We start from the raw sequence: 20,880 nt of genomic DNA, 5'->3' as shown, positions 1-20,880 counted from the left end.
TAAGCGGATTGTCGCGATTGAACTTAACGAGAGCCCTGTGACACCCGTATGACGCTTGCCCACAAGCTTGCCGATGAACGCCGCGCCCGATTAGCGGCGGAGCGGCTATTAGAAATGAAAGAGGCCGAACTATTTTCGGCCAATCGCAAACTTGGTCGACATGCGCGCGCCTTGTCTGATCGTATTGAACGCACAGAGGCGGAAGTCGCAAATGTGCGCGACGAAAATCGGAAGGTTAAATCTGATCTCTCCGTCGCGCATCAAAAAATTGAGATTGCCGAGCGACGATTGTGGCAATCAATCCGAACCATTCAAGACGGCTTTGCATTCTTCAACCCCGACAATGAAATGGTCGGTGCGAACGAAGCCTATCTTAGCGTTTTCGACGATTTGGAAGACATGAAGCCGGGCGTAACCTACCCTGAAATGCTCCTCATTCTGACCGAAGAAGGCATCGTCGATACCGAAGATCTATCCGCTTCTGAATGGCGCGCTTCGATGCAGGATCGTTGGAATGAACCGAACCCCAAGCCCAGAATTATTAAATTCTGGAATGGTCTTTACGCCAAACTCATTGATGAACGCGGCGCGGACGGCGATGTCGTTTCTCTCGCGCTCAACATCACAGACACAATTCGCTATGAAAACCAGTTGAAAAAAGCACGCTACCAAGCGGAAGCAGCGTCACGCACCAAATCGGCGTTTCTCGCCAACATGAGCCATGAAATTCGCACACCTATGAACGGTATCGTTGGCATGGCTGACTTGCTGACAGAAACTTCGCTAGGCGAAGAACAGATGCTCTTTGTGGACACCATTCGCAACTCGGGCGAGGCTTTGTTGACAATCATCAACGATGTTCTCGACTACTCGAAAATTGAGGCTGAGAAGCTCGAACTTCGCCCGACAAACTTTGATTTCGAACAGTGCATCCATGAAGTTATGCGCCTCCTCCAACCCTCCGCCCGTGACAAAGGGGTGGCGTTATCAATTGATTATGATCTGTTCTTGGCCACGCGTTTCATCGGCGATCCAGGGCGCATTCGTCAGATTTTGACCAACATTCTTGGCAACGCGGTCAAATTCACCGCCGAGGGCCATGTTCTTATTTCCATAACGGGCACCACTTCCGACGGTAAATGTGAACTGCACGTCACGATTCAAGATACAGGTATTGGCATTCCCGAGGACAAAATCAGTCATGTCTTCGGAGAGTTTAATCAGGTCGAAAGTGAGAAAAATCGCCAATTTGAAGGAACTGGCCTCGGTCTTGCGATCACCAAACGTCTTATCGAAATGATGGGTGGTCGGGTTTGGGTCACGTCCGAAGAGGGTGTTGGATCGTGCTTTGGTTTCCAAGTGACATTGGAACACGATCCTAGCGACGAGATAGAAATAGTGAAGCCGACGATTGGATCCGCGCTTATTGTTGATCAATCTCAGCAAACACGTGACATTTTGCAAAAACAGATCAAACAATTGGGTATTGAATGTACAGTTGTCGAGACTGCAGAACAGGCGCAAGAGGCCCTAAAATCGGGCTGTGATCTGGTCGTTCTAGACGATGCCCAAGGGGCGCTCGACGGATTTGATCTGGCGCGCGATATGCGTAGCTCGCTTCCAGAACTGCCAATTCTTTTAATGACCTCAAATGCCGCCATCGCAGAAAACGACCCCGATCGCAGCGCCGTAACAGCTGTGTTGCAAAAGCCTGTTCCGCGACAAGTGTTGTTCCGCCATTTAATGTCTATCAACCCGCAAAAGACGTGCATTGAAGTCTCTCAGCCAAATCAGCCTGAAAAGCCAATGTTCGTCCATGCGCGAACATCTAAACCGCTGGCCACGCCTGAGCCCGTCAAATCAGAACTGCGACCTTTGCGTGTCCTTGCTGCAGAAGACAACAAGACCAATCAACTGGTTTTCAGCAAAATGCTAAAGACCTTGGATATTGATCTCACCATCGCCAACAATGGCTTGGAAGCGGTCGAGCTTTTTGAAACGGTGCAACCCGATGTCATCTTTATGGATATCTCTATGCCCAAGAAAGACGGGAAAGAGGCGACAAAAGACATACGCGCGCTAGAGAAACAAAGTGGCAAGCATACACCAATTATCGCGATGACTGCTCACGCGATGTCTGGTGATCAAGAGGCGATCCTAACCGCTGGATTGGATCACTACCTCACCAAACCCTTAAAGAAAGCACTGGTAATAGAACAAATTACCAAATTGCAGATTCCAGATACGCGCCCGCCGTTGTCGGATCAGGTTGGATAGTCGCGCAAAAACACCCAGCGATCGCCTTCACTCATGTCCGCTTGATAGGCATAACCGCCGCTATCAAAAGACTTGATGTCTTCGGCGTTGTTCAAACGGTTTTGAATAACGTAGCGCGCCATCGCGCCACGTGCTTTTTTGGCAAAGAAGCTAACTATCTTCGCTTTGCCATCCTTAAGTTCCATGAACACCGGGGTGATGACCCGCAGCTTTAGCACCTTTGGCGCAACCGCACCGAAATATTCCTGACTGGCACAGTTGATCAAGGTATCTGTTCCAATAGCCTCCGCTTGGGCATTTAACATCTTCGACAGATCAGTGCGCCAGTAGTCATAAAGCGACGCACCACGACGGGTCTTTAGCCGCGAACCCATTTCCAAACGATAAGGTTGAATAGCATCGAGCGGGCGCAACAAGCCATAAAGCCCCGACAGAATCCGCAGGTGATCTTGCGCCCAGCGCATCTCATCTGCATCAAGCGTTGCTGCTTCTAAGCCTTGATAGGTATCTCCCGCAAAGGCCAAAGCCGCAGGGCGAATGGCCTCTACACTTGGTTCCGCCTGAAAAGCTTGAAATCTATCCCGATTAAGCCGCGCTAAATCGGGACTGAGATCCATCAGTTTTTGCAGATTCCCGAGCGTGAGGTTTTTCGCGGTTTTCGCAAGGCGAACAGCGTCTTCTTGCAGATCTGGCGCAGTCATTTCGACGTCTCGCTCTGCCCAATCCAACCGCTTGGCTGGTGAAATCACAACTAGCATATTCGTCCCCGCATCAACCTGCCTTTGATTTAACTTGCTTCTCGCAGCACGTCCAGAAAGGCACTGCCAAATCTCTCGCTACGCTTTTCACCTAATATACGTTCTAGCGCGCCTTCGTTCTGAGGTTTTTGATCGGCAATCTTGGCAAGCAACGATGCGGAACAACTCAGCGGCTTATCTACCCCATCGCGTCCCCTTGCCAGATCGGCCTGCACTTCTAGCAAACGATCATAAAGCGTGCCGCTTTCGCGTCCCGCGAGCTTGCGCCGCGCCGGATGAAGCGCTTCAACTTCGCCGTTGATAACTTCAAGAAATGCAGCCCCATAGGTTTCCAGCTTCTTCGCACCAACGCCGCCAACTCTTGCCATATCATCCAAGGTCGCAGGTCTGGTTTGTGCCATCTCGATCAACGTCTTGTCGTTAAAAACAATATACGCGGGCACACGCGCTGCCTCTGCCAAAGCCCGACGTTTGGCTTTCAAAGCAGACAATAGCGGCGCATCCTCTTCGCCGATCAATGCTTTGACGGACGGTGAATATTTCGACGCTTTGTTGATGCTATCACGGCGCAGTCTTATGGACGCCTCCCCACGCAGGATGGGCAAGGCTTCATCGGTCATGCGCAATGCACCGTGGCGCTCGGGATCGGGACGGACCAAATCATGGCCCATCATTTGTCGAAAGACGGCCTGCCATTCGCGTTTACCGTATTCTTTTCCAACGCCAAACGTCGGCAATCCATCGTGGCCACGCGCTCGGATTTTGTCGGTTTCAATCCCCATGAGCACATCAATCAAATGCCCTGCGCCAAAGTATTCGCCTGTACGCAGGATCGCGGAAAGCGCTTTGCGCACGGCGGTTGTGCCATCAAACACGTCCACCGGCGTTTCGCACAAATCGCAATTTCCACAGGTTACGTTGGTTTCGCCGAAATAAGCGAGCAGGCTGGCACGGCGACAATCAAGCGCTTCGGCAAGCCCTAAGAGCGCATTCAAGCGCGCGTGATCTGCGGCGCGGCGCTCGGGTGGGGCAAGCCCTTCGTCGATCTGACTGCGCCGCAAACGAATGTCATCTGCACCAAACAGCGTGAGCGTTTCGGCAGGCGCACCATCTCTCCCCCCGCGACCAATTTCTTGGTAATATGCTTCGATGGATTTTGGCAGATCTGCATGCGCGACCCAACGGATGTCAGGCTTGTCAACGCCCATGCCAAAGGCAACCGTCGCTACAACGATTAGACCATCTTCGCGCTGAAATCTCGCTTCAACATTTCGGCGCGCGTCGGGGTCCATGCCGCCATGATAAAAACACGCGCTATGCCCTGCTTGACTTAAGGCACCGGCCAACCCTTCGGTCTTGGCGCGTGTACCGCAATAAACGATGCCCGATTGACCCTTTCGCGCGGCGGCGAAGTTTAGGATTTGCTTTCTCGGACTGTCTTTCGCAGCGAAGGCCAAATGGATGTTGGGACGATCAAATCCGTGCAGGAACGTCTGCGGTGTTGCGCCATCAAACAATCGCGTGGCAATTTCTGTGCGGGTCTCTGCGTCGGCGGTCGCTGTAAAGGCCGCAACAGGAACATTCAGCGCCCGGCGCAGATCGCCGATACGTAGGTAATCGGGACGAAAGTCATGGCCCCATTGACTGACGCAGTGCGCTTCGTCCACGGCGATCCGGCGCACGCCGACACGGCGCAAAAGATTAACAGCGCCGCCAGACGCAAGGCGTTCAGGCGCCATATACAAGAGCTTGAGCGTGCCAGCATCAAGCGCTTCAAACACCTCACTCGTTTCTTCTTCGGTATTGCCCGAAGTCAAAGCGCCCGCCGCAACGCCGCTTGCTTTCAGCGCTGTGACCTGATCCCGCATAAGCGCGATGAGCGGCGAAATAACGACCGTTAACCCCTCATCAATAAGCGCAGGAAGCTGATAGCAGAGGGATTTACCCCCACCCGTGGGCATAATCGCAAGGACGTCTTCACCATTTGCCACTGCATCCACGATTTCGCGCTGACCAGGGCGAAAGGCATCAAATCCGAATACGTCGCTAAGGAGCGAGGTGGCGCGGTCCATGGGAAGTCCTGTAATGGCATTGATCTGCTCTTACAGGATATGTCCCATAGGTTAACAACTCACACAAGATGAAGTGTTAGTAGAATGCCGACATGTTGTTCTGAATTATGATGCGCAGCGCATAAATACCGACCAGAGCCACCAATGGCGCTAGATCAATACCCGCCATATTCGGCAAAAAGCTGCGAATTTTGGAATACACGGGTTCAAGCAGTCGGTTAATGCCGTACCAAATTTGCGCAACGATAGGTTGGCCAAGGTTCAAGACTTGGAAATTTATCAGCCAGCTCATGATGACATGAGCGACGATGAAGAACCACGCGATGTCGAGGATTAGCAAGAGAATTTGTAAAAGCGATAACATAGCAGGCTCCGATTAGAATTTGATCACTAGGTAGTCGCGCAACGGTGCCACGGCAAGTGCCGTCGGGTTGTGACTTGACGCTGCACCGCAGCATGAGCAGATGGATGCAAAGAGGAATTTCGCTATGTACCCATTTTTTCGAATGATCAAAGCCATGTGGCAAGTTCGCAATGCGCCGCCTATGGGGTTTCATGAAACTCATGTTTCACACCATCGTTGCTGGCCTTGGGACATTGATATGTGGATGGAGCTCAACAACGGTCGCACGTTAACGCTGCTTGATCTTGGACGCATCCCTCTCGCGCAGCGCACGGGTTTGATTGAGACGCTACGCGGCAAACGCTGGGCGCTGACGATGGCAGGCGTCTCAGTACGCTATCGCCGCCGCATTCGTACTTTTGAAAAATTTACGATGAAATCGCGCGCTTTGTGTTGGGATGACAAGTTTATGTACCTTGAGCAATGCATGGTTAAGGGCGATGGCGAAGTCGCCAATCACGCGCTCTATCGCGCTGCGGTAACAGACGAAAACGGTATCGTTGTGCCAGCACGTGTGATTGAGGCGATGCAAAGCGATGCTATTTCGCCGCCCATTCCCGATTGGGTTCAAAACTGGATCGACGCAGACGCAACCCCTCCATGGCCACCAATGCAGGATTAACCTTGCGCTGCAACGCCAAGCGCTGTTCTATCGCCCCAAATAGGGGATCAAGCTAATGACGGATACATCACTGCGCAAACGCATCTGGGGTTGGTACTTTTTTGATTGGGCAAGCCAGCCCTATCATACGGTTCTCAATACCTTTATTTTCGGTCCGTTTTTTGTCGCGATTGCTGCGGCTTACTATCTTGGCCAAGGTCAGGTTGAAGGGGTTGCCGATGCCAACGCACAAGCAATGTGGGCTTGGACAACCGCGCTAATTGGCCTGATCATCGCATTCTCTGCCCCGATATTCGGCGCCATGGCCGATAGCACAGGCCGCAAAATGCCGTGGATCGTCGGATTTAGCGTCATGTATATTCTTGGCTCGGGAGCGCTATGGTTTACAGCGCCCGACGCGAGCAATTTGTTCTGGATGCTTGCCGCATTTGGCATCGGCTTTATTGGCGCTGAGTACGCGTTGATCTTTACAAACGCGCAGTTACCGGGCCTTGGCACGCGTGAGCAAATCGGCAAAATCTCTGGCTCTGGCTTTGCCTTTGGCTACTTGGGCGGCGTTGTTGCGCTGGCGATCGCCTTGTTGCTATTGGTTGAGCAAGGGAACGGCAAAACTATCATTGGGCTTGAACCGCTGTTCGGCCTTGATCCATCCGCACGCGAGGGCACCCGTGCAACTGGACCATTCACGGCGATCTGGTTCGCACTCTTTATGATTCCCTATTTCCTGTGGGTACGCGAAGTGCGCACCGATCAAGTCAGGGCGAGCTTTTCCGAATCCACGTCACAGGTTATCGCTTCTATCAAAGGGCTTAAAAACCGAAAGTCTTTGGGCGTCTTCCTCATTGGTTCGATGTTCTATCGCGACGCGCTGAACGGGCTTTATACATTTGGCGGCGTTTACGCCAAACTGGTGCTTGATTGGGAAGTGACCCAGATCGGTGTTTTTGGCGTCGTAGCTGCGCTCGGTGCGGCGTTTTTCAGTTACGTTGGGGGGTTCGCAGACCGTCGCTTTGGACCCAAACCTGTGATCGTCTTCGCGATCCTTGTTCTGATGTTTGTCAGTCTTACAATTATCAATATCACTCCAGAGACGGTTTACGGCATCACTGTTGCCGAGGGCACACCTGATCTTGTGTTTATCGTCTGCGGCATTCTGATAGGTGGAATGGGCGGAATGCTACAATCTGCTAGCCGCTCCCTCATGGTCCGTCACACAGAAGAAGAAAATGCGACCGAGTATTTCGGTCTTTACGGTCTGTCTGGTCGCGCAACGGCGTTTCTTGCACCGCTTTTGATTGGCGTTGCGACCACGCTAAGCCAAAGCGCACGCATTGGCGTTTCTCCAGTGATCGGGCTATTCTTGATCGGTCTGATCCTGTTGGCCTATGTGAATAAGAATGGAAGTTTTAAAAAGTGATACGCGTTATTGCCATTGTACTGAGTGCTCTTGTTGCCCTGCCTTTGTCCGCCGCCCCAGAAGCGAAGCAACTTTTTGGCGCTGCCCAAAAGGGGTCTAACCAACGCGCGGCCTCGTTCGGCTCTTACTCCAAAGGTTGCGTCGCAGGCACGGAACAATTGCCCGAAACTGGCCCCACGTGGCAAGCCATGCGTCTTTCGCGTAACCGTAATTGGGGACACCCCGAAACGATTGACTTCATCAAGAAACTTTCTGCGAAAGCCGCGCGCCTACCCGGTTGGGAGGGGCTTTATGTTGGAGACATTAGTCAGCCGCGTGGCGGGCCGATGCTTTCGGGTCATCGCAGCCATCAAATTGGGCTCGACGTCGACATCTGGATGCTTCCGCCTAATCGTTTAAACCTTACGCGGCGCGAGCGGGAGAATATCAGCTCGATTTCCCTACGCCGTGCCAAAGGTGCCTACATCAATGAAAATTTCACACGCCAGCATATGGAAGTGATGAAAGCCGCTGCAAAAGACAAACGCACCGCACGTATTTTCGTATTTCCCGGCGCGAAGGTCGCGATGTGCAATGCCGAAAAAGGCAACCGAAAGTGGCTTCGTAAAATCCGTCCGTGGTTCGGGCATCACTACCATTTCCATGTGCGGCTGGCTTGTCCCAAGAATGCCAAGGGCTGTATCAACCAAGACCCGCCTCCAAAGGGCGATGGTTGCGCTGATGCACAAAAATGGGTGGACGATATCATTAACCCACCAAAGCCAAAGCCCCGCGATCCAAATGCGCCGAAGGCCAAACCAAAGCCACCACGCCGCGCAATCATTCTTTCGGATTTGCCAACGCAATGTTCCCAAGTTTTACAGTCGCGCTAACGATCGGTCTCGCTCTGCTTGCGATACCTGCAATGGCTGAGCCAAAAATCGATGTCCTTAGCCATTTCATCTGGGAACCTGATGTTGAAGGTTTCGGTGGCCTTTCTGGCCTAGAGGTCGATTTGAACGGCGAGACCTTTATTGCTGTTAGCGATAATGGTGTTCTCTATCGCGGTCGTTTCAACCGCGAGAAGGGCAATATTACCGCTGCGCAACTGATCCAAACCGTCCCACTTTTGTTCGAAACAGGCGAGCACCCTAGCGAGAAACGCTATCGCGATATTGAGGGGCTCGCACTGCGCAAAGATGACGGATTCGATGTGTCTGTAGAGGGCAATGCGCGCATTCTGTCCTATCGCGACAGCCAAGGCACACCTACAGCGCATTCACTGCCTCTTACTGGTGAGCAGATGCCAAAGAACACCGGTTTTGAAGCTTTGGCGATTTCCGCATCGGGGAAATTTGTGGCCCTGCCTGAAGGGTCAGGAAGTATTCGCGCTCCCTACACTGTGTACGAAAGCAACGCGAACGGGTGGACGAAGATATATGACCTGCCCCGTCATGGCGGTTTTCGTCCCGTCGGCACAGATTTTGGACCAGATGGGCATCTTTATGTTTTGACACGTGCCTTTAATGGATTTGGTTTCGCAACGCGGATCGAGCGGATCCTTTTCAAAGACGATGCTCCGATCACGCATGAGAAGCTTTTCGCGAGCAGGTTTGGCGCTTTTGATAACCTTGAGGGGCTTTCGGTTTGGGCCGCCAGCGAAAATGATCTGCGGCTTTATGCAATCTCCGATGACAACTTTAGCCGCGCACAATCAACCGAGATTGTTGAGTTCCGCCTAAAAGAATAGCTTGCGTTGCGGATCACCTATGCCTAAACGGCCTCGACTCTCGAATCCGAGAGGAAGTCGCCGCAACCTTGTAAAAAACGGGCATACAAAATGACACGTTCTCACCTTCCTGGCATTCTTGCCATGGCAACTATTGTTGTCGCATCCAACATTCTTGTTCAATTTCTGTTTGGCCAGTGGCTGACGTGGGGCGCGTTTACCTATCCCTTCGCCTTCCTCGTGACCGACTTGATGAACCGCATCTATGGTCCAAGTGCCGCGCGCCGCGTTATTATCGTCGGATTTATCGTTGGCGTTGTTTGCTCTTTGATCGGCACACAAATTCAAGGTGAGTTCGGACCGCTTGTAACACTTCGTGTTGCTTTGGCCTCTGGTACTGCTTTCCTTATCGCGCAGATGATCGACGTCTCAATCTTTGATGCGCTAAAAAGTGGCAAGTGGTGGCGCGCGCCGCTCGCGTCTTCGATAGTTGGCTCAAGCCTGGACACTGTGCTTTTCTTTACCATCGCGTTTTCAAGTGCGTTGGTCTTTCTTGAACCCGCCAATGACGTGAGCTGGGCGAATGAAGCGCTGCCGCTGCTTGGCTTTGGCCCCGTCGTTCCATTGTGGGTCTCGCTCGCATTCGCAGACTGGGGTGTTAAGCTCTCATTGGCGCTAATTGCTTTGATTCCATTCAAAACTATCGTGATGCGCTGGCAAAATCATCGCGAAGCCGCGCTCTAGCATTTTTTATTTTGCGCTTGGGAAATTTTGTGCAAACCTTCTTTTAGTTGAAACAAAAGAAAGGAGGTACTTCAGTGTCTATAAAGGTATTGGAGAAAGGCGTTGGGACAATTTGCGAGGCAGCTCGTTAGGGCAGCCCCTAATGACCATGACCACGTAAATTGGTGTAAGCCTAACTGGCGTCACCTCCGAAACTAAAATTAAGGGCCGCTCAAAATTGGGTGGCCCTTTTTGCGTCTGACCGCATCTCATGTCATGAAGACGCATGTTGCAAATCACACCCACCTTAGAGATCGCTGATTGGGAGCTCACGGAAACCTTCACCCGCGCGTCAGGCCCGGGTGGTCAGAACGTGAACAAAGTATCCACGGCTGTCGAATTGCGATTTGAAGCCGAACGCTCGCCAAATTTGACGGGACCGGTAAAGACGCGTCTCAAGCGATTGGCCGGACGGCGTTGGACCCAAGATGGCGCTTTGATCATCCGCGCCGAAGAAGAACGCAGCCAAGCCCGCAATCGGGCCATCGCGCGTGAACGACTGGCCGAATTGATCCGAAAGGCACTGATTGCACCAAAACGTCGTATCGCCACGCGCCCGACCCTAGGTAGCAAGAAACGTCGGCTGAAATCCAAAAAAGAACGCGGCGAAGTGAAAGCTCTGCGCGGGCGCGTGACTGGCGAAGATTAACGCTTAAACAATCACGTCTTGCTGATCTTGTTCGCCAACCTCGAACACGCGTTTGTAACGCTCGATTTCATCCGCAGGCCCCATCGCCTTTCGCGGGTTATCAGACAGTTTCACGGTTGGGCGACCGTTCGCCTTGACCGCTTTGCAAACGATTGAAAACGGATTCAGCCCTTCGTTCGGAACAAGTCCGCGGAAGTCATTGGTAAGCAAAGTACCCCACCCAAAGCTGACGCGAACACGGCCATAGAATTGCTTTTGAAGCTCGACAATCTTTTCGACATCGAGACCATCAGAGAAAATCACTAGCTTTTCACGAGGATCTTCACCGCGCGCTTTCCACCACTTAATCGCATTCTCTGCGCCCGTCGCAGGATCGCCAGAATCGATACGAATACCAGTCCAGCCCGCGAGCCAATCAGGAGCATTTTTCAGAAAGCCTTGCGTGCCGTAGGTATCAGGCAGAATTATACGCAAGTTGCCGTCATGCTCCTCCTGCCAATCCTTAAGAACTTGATAAGGCGCTTGGCGCAAGGCTGCGTCGTCCTGTGCAAGAGCGGAATAAACCATCGGCAATTCATGCGCGTTTGTTCCAATCGCACCGATGTCGCGCTTCATAGCGATTTTGCAATTCGACGTGCCGACGAACTTGTCACCAAGTCCCTCTTGCATGGCTTGAACGCACCAATCTTGCCAAAGGAATGAATGGCGCCGGCGCGTGCCAAAATCAGCTATCCGAAGCCCATCAACAGCGCGGAGGCGTTCGACCTTCTCCCAAACCCGCGTCATAGCCCGGGCATAAAGCACCTGAAGTTCGAATTTGCCCATGTCATCCAGAACCGCACGACTGCGCAGCTCCATCAAAACCGCAAGCGCTGGAATTTCCCAGAGCATAACTTCGGCCCATTTTCCTTCAAACGTCAGTTCAAACTGACCGTCTTTGATCTCAAGATGGTATTCAGGAAGCCTCAGGTTTTCAAACCACTCCATAAAGTCAGGTCGAAACATCTGCCGCTTGCCGTAGAAGGTATTACCCCGCAACCACGTGCTTTCCCCACGGCTTAACGACAACGATCGAATGTGATCCAACTGCTCTCGCAGCTCTCCTTCGTCGATCAATTCAGCCAAACGCACCGACTTTGTTCGATTGATCAAACTAAACGTAACATGCGTATCGGGGTGGTTTCGAAACACCGATTGGCACATCAGAAGTTTGTAAAAGTCATCATCAATCAGCGAGCGGACGATTGGATCAATCTTCCATTTGTGATTCCACACTCGTGTTGCAATATCCAAAACCGGCCCTCACCTAAGACTGCTTTGTGTTGATACGCCATCTAGCTGATCGGATCAAAGCGGATTTGTTTGCCTTAAGGCGCTGAATTCACTGAGCTTCGCATGAAGGTCAGATTTTTTGACAGGTTTTGACAGGAAATCATCCATTCCCGCTTGAAAACAGGCTTCACGGTCACTCGCAAAAGCGTTGGCCGTCAGCGCAATGATATAGGGCCGAACATGAGCCCTTTCACGAATTTTTCGCGTTGCCTCGAGCCCGTCCATTTCTGGCATCGACATGTCCATAAAAATCAGGTCGGGCTCTATCTCAAGCGTGCTATCGACCGCCTCGCGACCGTCGCGAGCAAAGCAAACGTCCAGCGGCAAGCCCTGAAGATATTTGCTGATTAGAAATCGATTGGTCTTGTTGTCTTCGGCGACCAGAACGCTCATCGGGTTGATTTCAACATGGGCTTTTGCAATCCCTTTTGCTGCATCCCCTTTTCGCCTTGGCTTGCCGAGCTGTAACTCAAGCAGAAAAGTCGACCCAACGCCAAGTTCTGATTGGGCCGAAATAGCCCCGCCCATTCGTTCAACAAGCTGTTTGGAAATCGATAGCCCTAGGCCCGTTCCGCCAAATCTGCGTGTTGTTTTGCTATCGGCTTGTTGGAATTTCTCAAAAATCTGACCTATTCGCTCTTTTTCAATGCCAATGCCCGTATCCTTGATACCGACTGAAAACAGAAATTCGGTTTCATTCTCACGAACCCGCGGCTGTATCGTGACCCCGCCTAGAGAGGTAAACTTGATCGCATTTCCAATCATATTCAGCAATATTTGCCGCACGCGACCGTCATCGCCGATGACAAGTTCGGGTAGTTTGTCATCCATTTCGACATCAAGGAATATGCCTTTTGCCGTCGCTTGGGGAGCAAGTAACTCGATCACGGCAGAAAAACATGCGCGCAGATCAAACTCTATCGGATCAATCAAAAGCTGCCCTGCATCCAGCTTTGAATAGTCCAGAATGTCGTTGATAATGGTAAGAAGCGCGCCAGCGGATTCTTTGATCGTTACCGCATATTTGTGAAGATCCTCCGGTAAGTCATGTTCTGCCAAAAGGTCTGAAAGACCCATAATTCCATTCATTGGCGTTCGGATTTCATGACTCATCGTTGCGAGAAATTCAGCTTTTGACTTTTCACCCTTCTCGGCGAGGATCTTCGCCTCCGCCAGCTCACGCTCATGCTCTTTCAAGGCAGTTATGTCCCGCTCGATTGCGACGACAATTTCTACGTCATCACTCGCAGTTTTGATCGGGACAATATTCGTTTCCACCCAAATCTTATTCCCGTCTTTTCGCCGGTTAAGAACTTCAGTGCGAATAGGAACCCCTCGCTGAATATGGTTCGAGATCGCACTGGTCGTTTCCTCTGATGTCTCGACATCATTGAGCAGCTCAGCAGGTCGACAGCCAATCGCTTCTTCGGCGGTGTAGCCTGTTATTCGGGTAAAGGCTTCGTTAACCCAAGTAATACGCCCTTGCGGGCTTGAAATTACGATGCTGTCATTGGCATACCGCGCGACAAGAGACAGTCGTCTCGCCTCGTCTTGCGATTTTTTCTTTTGTTTATCCGATGTTTCCAAAGCCTTTGACGCTGCAATCATTTTCGCCGCATCGCGCATTTGACGCGAGTGATTGCCGACGACAAATTGCAGGATAATAGACACAATATAGCACATCAAAAGCATCGAAATGACTTCGGAGAGGTACTCTTTTACACCAGCGTCCCAAGTCCAAAAATGGTGCCCAACAGCACCCAAAAAAGTCATCCCGAACACGCAAAGGCGGGCATAGGCGCTCGATTTGTGATAGGGCCAAACCAGCCCTGCATTCAGCGAGGCGGACATGAGAAACACCAACGCAAAGTGCATACCGTTACCGATGCTGGGAGCAAACCAGGCAATAAGAATACAAATCGAAATACTAATCGCTTGCAAAGTGCCCGACAGGGTCGCGGCAAAACTCGCTTTACCAAACGGCTTTCCCCGATCTAGCGCGCGAAGTTGATGTCGCAAATTGAGGCAATCCAATACCTCGCCGATCAAAGCTACGCTACACGCCAACAGCCCAAGCATCGGCGAAGCCATCAACGAAAGATACGCGCCTCCTACGGCCGTTAATATTTGGCGCTTCCAAAAATGAGCTACGCGCCCATTCGCATAGCGTTTGAATCGCCCGACCAGCGATTCTGCGCTCAACGAAAAATCACGACTATCCTGAATAGATTGGGCCACCCTTGTTACTCGCATCGCTGCTTTCACACGGTATCGGTCAAATTCCTTAACGAATCAGTCGGCAACTCTCACTTTAAGACGACACCAGCGGCTTTCATCGCATCCAAAGCAGCTTTTAGGCTGCCATCCAAATCAATCGCTCTACACGCCGATTGAAGCACAGTCACTTTGTAGCCAAGGCGGCGGGCATCTAACGCGGTGTATTGAACACAAAAATCTAGAGCCAAGCCAACCAAAGTAACCTCGGTGATCTCTCGATTTTTGAGGTACCCATCCAGACCTGTGGGTGTCGATCTATCGTTTTCAAAGAAAGCGGAATAGCTATCAATAGATGCGCGGAATCCCTTTCGCACGATCATCTGTGCTTTGTCAGTATCAAGACGAGGGTCAAAATCAGCGCCCTGACTTCCTTGAATGCAGTGATCCGGCCATAAAACCTGAGGTCCATAGTCCATATCAATGACGTCGTATTGCGATTTTCCTTGGTGATTGCTCGCAAACGATTCGTGATTTGATGGATGCCAGTCTTGAGAAAACACAACTGTGTCAAAGCTCGGCATCAATGTGTTGATCGGGTCAATGATTGCCTGCGCATCAGGTACTGCCAGTGCCCCACCTTCGCAAAAGTCATTTTGAACATCGATAACAAGCAACGCAGATGAATTTGTCAAAATCTTCTCCTTTGTGAGCGCTAAATAGCGCAGGTTCACTCATAGGCCACTTGCGTTAGTCGGTCAAAATCCGCTACGCGATGGCCATGTTTACAATCGCTGCTCTCTATCACTTCACCCCGGTGTCCAACCTCGAAGATCTACAGGTTATTGTTCGCGAAAAGTGCGAACAATTTGACATAAAGGGTACACTTTTGCTTGCTCCCGAAGGGCTCAACGGAACGATCGCAGGGTCAGATTCCGGCATTCAGGGCATCTTGAGTTTTCTGAAAACCCTTAACGGGTTTGCTAATCTCGATTGGAAAATAAGTCACAGCCCCGACGCCCCGTTTGGCAAACTGAAAGTTCGCCTCAAGCGCGAGATTGTGACGATGGGTCAGCCAGACGTCGATCCTCTCGGTGCTGTTGGTCATTATGTTGAGCCCAGCGAATGGAATGAATTGATCCAATCCGACGATGTTGTCGTTATCGACACGCGCAACGATTACGAAGTCGCAATAGGCACGTTTGACGGTGCGGTTGACCCCAAAACCAATAGTTTTCGCGAGTTCCCAAAGTGGTGGGAAGAAAACAAGCAACGGTTCGCCAATCAACGCATCGCTATGTTCTGCACCGGTGGTATTCGCTGTGAAAAATCGACCAGTTTTCTGAAAAGCCAAGGTATCGATGACGTTTATCACCTCAAAGGCGGAATTTTGAAATATCTTGAAGAAATTCCAGAAGAAGAGACCACTTGGAATGGCGAGTGCTTTGTTTTTGATGGCCGCGTTTCTGTTGGCCACGGGCTGAAAATTGGACCCCATCAACTATGCTTTGGATGCAGACGACCTATCCTGCCAGAGGACGTAAAGCACCCAAGTTTTGAGCTAGGCGTTTCTTGCCATCAGTGTTTTGATGAAACCAGCGAGAACGACAAAGCTCGTTTTCGTGAGCGGCAAAAACAAATCGAGCTTGAGAAAACGCGCAAAAGAAAGTCGCAAGTTAAAGCCATCTAAGCGGCCGCTTTTGCGCTATCTCACCACGAATTCAGCGTGGAGAGCTCCTGCTGCTTTAATGCTTTTCAGGATGTCGATCATATCGCGCGGCGCTACGCCCAGCGCATTTAGGCCTGAAACAACTTCAGACAGCGATGTGCCGCCTCGCAGTTCAGCCATGCCGACGCCCTCGTCTTCTTCGATATCAACTTCGGTACGCGGAACAACGACCGTTTCTCCTTGAGCAAACGGGTTGGGTTGCACAGCGATTGGTTTTTCTTGAATGCGGATGGTTAAGTTGCCCTGGGAAATGGCAACCCGCGAAATCCGGACATCTTCCCCCATGACAATCGTGCCTGATCTTTGGTCAACGACGACTTTCGCTTTTCGTTGCGGTTTTACAAGGACATTTTCGAGTCGACTAATTGCATGCGCAGGAGATTTTGCCCGCGTTCTTTCGATATCAATTGTTACAGTCCCAGAATCGATCATTTCAGCTACGCGCCTGCCAAATGTTCGATTGACCGCGCTTTCAACTCGCTTTGCAGTCGTAAAATCGGGCTCCCGAAGTGCCATTCTTAGTGTCTTTAACCCACCAAAATCGAAATCTACTTCGCGTTCAACGCGCGCGCCTGCAGGAATTGCACCAGAGGTTGGCACTCCTTGAATAACTGCCGCGCCATCGCCCTCAGCCGCCGCACCGCCTGCAATAATCGTCCCTTGCGCCACCGCGTATATCTGCCCATCAGCAGCATTAAGCGGCGTCATTATGAGCGTGCCACCTAAAAGGCTTTTGGCATCGCCTATGGCTGACACGGTGACATCTATTGAACCGCCAGCACGCGCAAACGGTGGTAGTTCAGCAGTGACGAATACAGCAGCGACATTTTTGGGTCGGAATTGCTCACCGGTAATATTGACCCCCAACCGTTCCAAAATGTTTGACATTATTTCTTCGGTAAACGGCGCGTTCCTTATCCCGTCGCCGGTTCCATTTAGACCAACAACCAGGCCATATCCCACCAAATCGTTACCGCGAACCCCGTCAAAACTAACCAAATCCTTAATCCGAATTCGGTTTGCTTGCGCTTGCGAGACAAGTGAAATGCTTAGCAAAAGCGCGACAAGCAGTTTGATCATCACAAATACTCCAGCAAGCTTAACCTCTGAGATCGTGCGGTCATTGCGTAAATTTTTTCAAGTTGTAGCTCTGCTTGCTGAAGTTTGCTCGCCGTTTCATATTGATCGATCCCCAACGTTGAAGTGCGAAGCTGCTCTGCGAGTGAAATTTCTGTGGTAGCTTGTGTTTTGTTTTTTACGACTTCTGCCTCGATGTAGCCTAGCGACGCTTGCATCTCTACAACTTGGCCTTCAGCAACACGCATTTCTTCGGCTGCCGACTTAAGCAAAAGGGCACGGCCATCGTTAGACAAGCCCACTTGAGGGTCCATCGCCAAACTCGCCAAAATCAAGCCTTGCACCGCTTTTTGTAACCCTTGATCATCCGCGCGAGAGTTTTCTTCGATCGACCGATCGCCTGACAAACGAATTTTTGCAGAACTCTCCGCCCCACCAACGTAAGCAATTGCGGGGTAACCATCGACAGGATCATTCATCCAGCTTTCAACGCCTGAGAGGACATCCGTCGCTGTCGATGCTCCAGATATCGCAGCCACGACGGATGCCAAAATGTCTTGCTTGGAAGCGAGTGCTGCCTGGTTTGTTTGAGAACCTGAAAAAAGGAACTTGCCAGCCGACTGAACATTTAGATTAGAAATAGTTTGATCAAGCTTGTCCTTCGCGTTTTGCGAAATTGCTGCCAAGCCTCTGGTCGTGCCGTTCGCGAGAGCGAGGTCAGCATCGTTTGCCAATTGCCCTACGGAGTCCGAAATAGAGCTAAGCGCTGCCTGCTTGATTTCAATTCTCGTTAGCGCTTCCGCAAGCGTCTGTTCGCGTACTCGAGAGGATGCGATGCTTCGCTCCCAGCTCATTTGTATGGAAAAGTCATTTCGCAAAGCCTGACCTGTGTCGGATGTGAGGCCACTCGTCAACTCTTGTGAAAGCTGTAACATGCTGTGCTTTGCTCGCAAACTGGACTGATTTAACATCATACTGCTTGCGAGATCACCAATTGAACTAAAGGACATCAGTTAATCCTCATAATTGTTGCGAACATTTCATCAATCGTTTGAATGACCTTCGCATTCGCTGCGTAATTCATTTCAATCGACAACAGCTTTTGTAGCTCGGCATCGGTGTCGACCCCATTTTGCAACTGCATTTGTGTAAGCTGGCTAAGTCGAGCATTCGCAAAACTTTCTTCATTTTCAAGTGACGATGAAGTTTGCGCCGCATTCGATGTAAGTGATGCGGCATGTTCGAAAAGCGTACCACTTGAGGGCGATTGCATGCCAAGAGCAGCAATCATTTCGGTGACAATTGAGGCATCACCAGGAGGCAGTGCTGTGGCAGCATTCATACCAGATCGCAAACGCCAAAGCGCACCGCCTTGATCTGGATCCACGTTGAGATTGATCTGCAGTCGGCCAGCCAACCCTACCTGATCCGCCTGTTCCACGCGGGCGCCATCGTCCGTGAAAAGCCCTGGCGCTCCGAGTGTTACATCACTATCCCTTGGCAATTCATGAAATCGAGTTGCGAGATCAAGCGCAAAAGCATCGATTTGATCCTGCGCCTTTGGCGCTAGCGTATCGCGTATTTCAAACAAGGCATTCAACCGACCGCCAGCTAGAGGGCTGGTATCCGAGGTGAAAGGTATCGTCTGTCCATCTATTTCCAAACCACCTAAATGGCCGGCTTGGAAGGTCATGTGAGGAAGAATTTGGTTGGCAGAAGAAAACTCAATCTCAACCGCGCTATCATCGACAAGCATCATGCCATTTGCAGTTACCAGAGACGTCGACCCGTGATTACGAGGCATCTCGCGAACTGGGACAATTTCACTCACACTGTCTATCAATTTCTGGCGTTGATCGAGCAATGCGTTGGCATCTCTGCCATTTACATTCGCCGCGACGATCTGCTCGTTTAGATCGACAATTTGGCGTAAATTCGCATTAAGCGAACGCACTTCGCTGGCAATTTTTTGGTCTGCGTTCAAGCGCTGCGCTTGGATGCTGTCTTGTGCTGAATTAAGTCGATTTGCGAGAGCCTTTGCCGATGCAAAAGTGTCCTTTAGACGAATTTCCGAACCTGCGTCCCCCTCCAAGAACCGGAGGGAGGCATCAAAATTGTTCAAAAGCGCTGGGATTGAAGACGGATCGTCCGGGCTACCTATCACCTGTTCCAAAGCCCGCGCAGAACTGGCACTTTCTGTCGCCAGCCCCGCGCGTGCGAGACCATTTCGCCGATCAGAAAGCAAAGCCGCATCAACAAACCTATGGACACCTGATATGCTTGCACCGCCTTCACGCGAGCTCGTAAGCTCGAGTCCTCGGCGGCTGAAATTCGCATCCATCGCGTTAGCGAGGTTTTCAGAAACAAGTTGTGCCGCTCTTGATGTAACAGAAAGGCCAGACAGTGCATTGGAAATGGAGCTCGAAAGACTCATCGCTCAACCCCTTTTACTTTAGCGTTTGATATTTGTTGTTTCTTGCAACATCTCGTCCACGGTTTGGATAACCTTTGCATTCGATGTATAGGCGCGTTGAGTTTGGATCATTGTGGTTAATTCGGCCGCCACATCCGTTGCGCTTTCTTCACGTGCGAAAGCAACAATGTCGCCTGTTGGACCATCACCCGCGTTCCACAAGAAGAACGAACCACTGTCCGGCGAGGGCAGATAAGTCTGATTGTCGAGCGAAACCATCCCGTTCTGATTTGGCACATCAACAAGCGGCACCTGATATATGGTTCGCGTAATTCCTGTGTCAAAATAGGCATGAACGAAGCCGTTTGCATCAACCTCAACGGCAGTCATATTGCCTACAGGCGATCCATCCTTTGAAATCGAAACTGGTGCGAAACTGTCTGATAGTTGTGTTAACCCGTCAGAGCTACCCGCTCGGCCAATGTTCAATTCTAATGGTCCGCCCGCAACATTTACGATCATCGCCCCACTCGTGGGATCATAAGCACCGCCGCTAATTGTTGTGACTGACTGCAAAGTACCACCCGAAGAACGGCTATCATCAAACACAAGCGTATACTCGCCTATGACGGCGTCGTTCTGCGCGGTGTCTTTCAAAGTAAGGGTCCACTCATTTGATGTACCGTTAGCCGGCACAGTGGGCGAAAACTCCATTTTTACGTTTTCAGAGGTTCCCAGATTGTCATAATACTCAATCGAAAGCTGCTGAAGTTCACCAGCTGCGTCTGCCTCGGTTTGAGTTGCAGGCAAATTTACCGCAATATCAATTTGCGTCGTTGGTTCCCCGGTAAACTGATTAACATTCAACTTAACAGGTTCTAGCGCATCTTGGGTGTCTCGCGGATAAGCTGGGATAGATCCGTCGGGCAGCGCAGGCCATCCCATTAGAACCATCCCAGATGGAGACTTTAGAAATCCATCGGCGTCTGTTCTGAACGACCCTGTCGTTGAAAGATACATCTGCGGCGCGCCATTATTGCTTGTAACTTCGGTTTCAAGCGCGACGGGCAAAAGACCACCGCCCCGAACGGCAAGGTCGGTAGGATTTGATGTCGATACCAAAGAACCCCGTTGATCAATCAAGCGTTGGGTCGTTGTACGAACACCACCTGCTGAATAAGTCGCGCCACGAGAAGAAATGACCATCGAATGGAAATCTGTAGTTGCCCGTTTGTACCCGAATGTCGACGCATTCGAAATATTGTCGGCAATTGTCCCAAGTCTCGTCGCATTCGCGTTTAGTCCCGCCACACCTGCGTTCAAAGAAGAAGAAATCGTCATGCTCAGCCTTTCTGCGCTGCCTCGTTGCAGCACAGATAGAGAACAGAGCTTAAGACAGACCTAACAGTTCAAATTGTTCGGAACT

General features: G+C 51.1%; 18 protein-coding genes. 8 read left to right on the top strand and 10 right to left on the bottom strand.

Annotation, left to right across the window (positions count from 1 at the left end; all coding sequences use genetic code 11):
* Positions 1 to 48: 48 nt before the first annotated feature.
* Positions 49 to 2,277 carry a response regulator gene (locus ACRBCU_RS03010; RefSeq protein WP_431363881.1) on the top strand — a complete coding sequence of 743 codons (2,229 nt, stop codon included), beginning with the start codon at positions 49 to 51 and terminating at the stop codon, positions 2,275 to 2,277.
* On the opposite strand, the gene yaaA is transcribed toward ACRBCU_RS03010, so the two are convergent.
* The 3 genes from yaaA to ACRBCU_RS02995 all read right to left on the bottom strand — a co-directional run bounded on the left by yaaA (position 2,265) and on the right by ACRBCU_RS02995 (position 5,471).
* A complete protein-coding gene (yaaA, locus tag ACRBCU_RS03005) occupies positions 2,265 to 3,035 on the bottom strand; it encodes a peroxide stress protein YaaA (protein WP_431363880.1) in 771 nt (256 codons plus the stop codon). The two genes, ACRBCU_RS03010 and yaaA, sit on opposite strands and share 13 nt — an antisense overlap.
* A 29-nt stretch (positions 3,036 to 3,064) precedes the next feature.
* Positions 3,065 to 5,107, bottom strand: coding sequence for a DNA helicase RecQ (recQ, locus tag ACRBCU_RS03000; protein ID WP_431363879.1), 2,043 nt, complete (start codon positions 5,105 to 5,107; stop codon positions 3,065 to 3,067).
* Positions 5,108 to 5,183: 76 nt separating this feature from the next.
* On the bottom strand, positions 5,184 to 5,471 hold the full coding sequence (locus tag ACRBCU_RS02995; RefSeq protein WP_431363878.1) for a YggT family protein: 288 nt from the start codon (positions 5,469 to 5,471) through the stop codon (positions 5,184 to 5,186).
* 124 nt (positions 5,472 to 5,595) lie between these two features.
* On the opposite strand from ACRBCU_RS02995, the gene ACRBCU_RS02990 reads away from it, so the two are divergent.
* The 6 genes from ACRBCU_RS02990 to arfB all read left to right on the top strand — a co-directional run bounded on the left by ACRBCU_RS02990 (position 5,596) and on the right by arfB (position 10,689).
* Positions 5,596 to 6,132, top strand: coding sequence for an acyl-CoA thioesterase (locus ACRBCU_RS02990; RefSeq protein WP_431363877.1), 537 nt, complete (start codon positions 5,596 to 5,598; stop codon positions 6,130 to 6,132).
* Positions 6,133 to 6,187: 55 nt separating this feature from the next.
* Complete coding sequence (locus ACRBCU_RS02985; RefSeq protein WP_431363876.1) at positions 6,188 to 7,549, top strand: MFS transporter; 1,362 nt, start codon at positions 6,188 to 6,190, stop codon at positions 7,547 to 7,549.
* On the top strand, positions 7,549 to 8,421 hold the full coding sequence (mepA, locus tag ACRBCU_RS02980) for a penicillin-insensitive murein endopeptidase (RefSeq protein WP_431364002.1): 873 nt from the start codon (positions 7,549 to 7,551) through the stop codon (positions 8,419 to 8,421). The genes ACRBCU_RS02985 and mepA overlap by 1 nt, the downstream gene beginning before the upstream one ends.
* Positions 8,422 to 8,453: 32 nt before the next feature.
* Entirely contained in the window at positions 8,454 to 9,278 is an 825-nt protein-coding gene (locus tag ACRBCU_RS02975) for an esterase-like activity of phytase family protein (RefSeq protein ID WP_431363875.1), read from the top strand.
* 90 nt (positions 9,279 to 9,368) lie between these two features.
* The gene (locus tag ACRBCU_RS02970; protein WP_431363874.1) at positions 9,369 to 10,001 is read left to right on the top strand and encodes a queuosine precursor transporter; all 633 of its coding nucleotides are present in this window, start codon (positions 9,369 to 9,371) and stop codon (positions 9,999 to 10,001) included.
* A gap of 265 nt (positions 10,002 to 10,266) precedes the next feature.
* A complete protein-coding gene (gene arfB, locus ACRBCU_RS02965; RefSeq protein WP_431363873.1) occupies positions 10,267 to 10,689 on the top strand; it encodes an alternative ribosome rescue aminoacyl-tRNA hydrolase ArfB in 423 nt (140 codons plus the stop codon).
* A gap of 3 nt (positions 10,690 to 10,692) precedes the next feature.
* Here the strand turns inward: arfB and pncB are convergent, their stop codons facing one another.
* The 3 genes from pncB to pncA form a co-directional block, all read right to left on the bottom strand.
* Positions 10,693 to 11,982 carry a nicotinate phosphoribosyltransferase gene (pncB, locus tag ACRBCU_RS02960; RefSeq protein ID WP_431363872.1) on the bottom strand — a complete coding sequence of 430 codons (1,290 nt, stop codon included), beginning with the start codon at positions 11,980 to 11,982 and terminating at the stop codon, positions 10,693 to 10,695.
* 54 nt (positions 11,983 to 12,036) lie between these two features.
* A complete protein-coding gene (locus ACRBCU_RS02955; protein WP_431363871.1) occupies positions 12,037 to 14,112 on the bottom strand; it encodes a response regulator in 2,076 nt (691 codons plus the stop codon).
* Positions 14,113 to 14,327: 215 nt separating this feature from the next.
* On the bottom strand, positions 14,328 to 14,933 hold the full coding sequence (gene pncA, locus ACRBCU_RS02950) for a bifunctional nicotinamidase/pyrazinamidase (protein WP_431364001.1): 606 nt from the start codon (positions 14,931 to 14,933) through the stop codon (positions 14,328 to 14,330).
* Positions 14,934 to 15,016: 83 nt separating this feature from the next.
* Between pncA and ACRBCU_RS02945 the strand changes: the two genes are divergently transcribed.
* On the top strand, positions 15,017 to 15,925 hold the full coding sequence (locus ACRBCU_RS02945; protein ID WP_431363870.1) for a rhodanese-related sulfurtransferase: 909 nt from the start codon (positions 15,017 to 15,019) through the stop codon (positions 15,923 to 15,925).
* Positions 15,926 to 15,940: 15 nt separating this feature from the next.
* Here ACRBCU_RS02945 and ACRBCU_RS02940 read toward each other — a convergent pair whose 3' ends face one another.
* The 4 genes from ACRBCU_RS02940 to ACRBCU_RS02925 form a co-directional block, all read right to left on the bottom strand.
* Positions 15,941 to 17,044 carry a flagellar basal body P-ring protein FlgI gene (locus ACRBCU_RS02940; protein WP_431363869.1) on the bottom strand — a complete coding sequence of 368 codons (1,104 nt, stop codon included), beginning with the start codon at positions 17,042 to 17,044 and terminating at the stop codon, positions 15,941 to 15,943.
* On the bottom strand, positions 17,044 to 17,976 hold the full coding sequence (locus ACRBCU_RS02935) for a hypothetical protein (RefSeq protein WP_431363868.1): 933 nt from the start codon (positions 17,974 to 17,976) through the stop codon (positions 17,044 to 17,046). Before ACRBCU_RS02935 ends, ACRBCU_RS02940 begins: the two co-directional genes overlap by 1 nt.
* A 74-nt stretch (positions 17,977 to 18,050) precedes the next feature.
* The gene (gene flgK, locus ACRBCU_RS02930; RefSeq protein WP_431363867.1) at positions 18,051 to 19,475 is read right to left on the bottom strand and encodes a flagellar hook-associated protein FlgK; all 1,425 of its coding nucleotides are present in this window, start codon (positions 19,473 to 19,475) and stop codon (positions 18,051 to 18,053) included.
* A gap of 18 nt (positions 19,476 to 19,493) precedes the next feature.
* Complete coding sequence (locus ACRBCU_RS02925) at positions 19,494 to 20,795, bottom strand: flagellar hook protein FlgE (RefSeq protein ID WP_431363866.1); 1,302 nt, start codon at positions 20,793 to 20,795, stop codon at positions 19,494 to 19,496.
* Positions 20,796 to 20,880: the final 85 nt, after the last annotated feature.

Origin of the sequence: Planktotalea sp., from assembly GCF_050633725.1 — a bacterium.
GTDB lineage: Bacteria > Pseudomonadota > Alphaproteobacteria > Rhodobacterales > Rhodobacteraceae > Planktotalea.
This window is presented reverse-complemented; position numbering and strand designations above follow the sequence as displayed.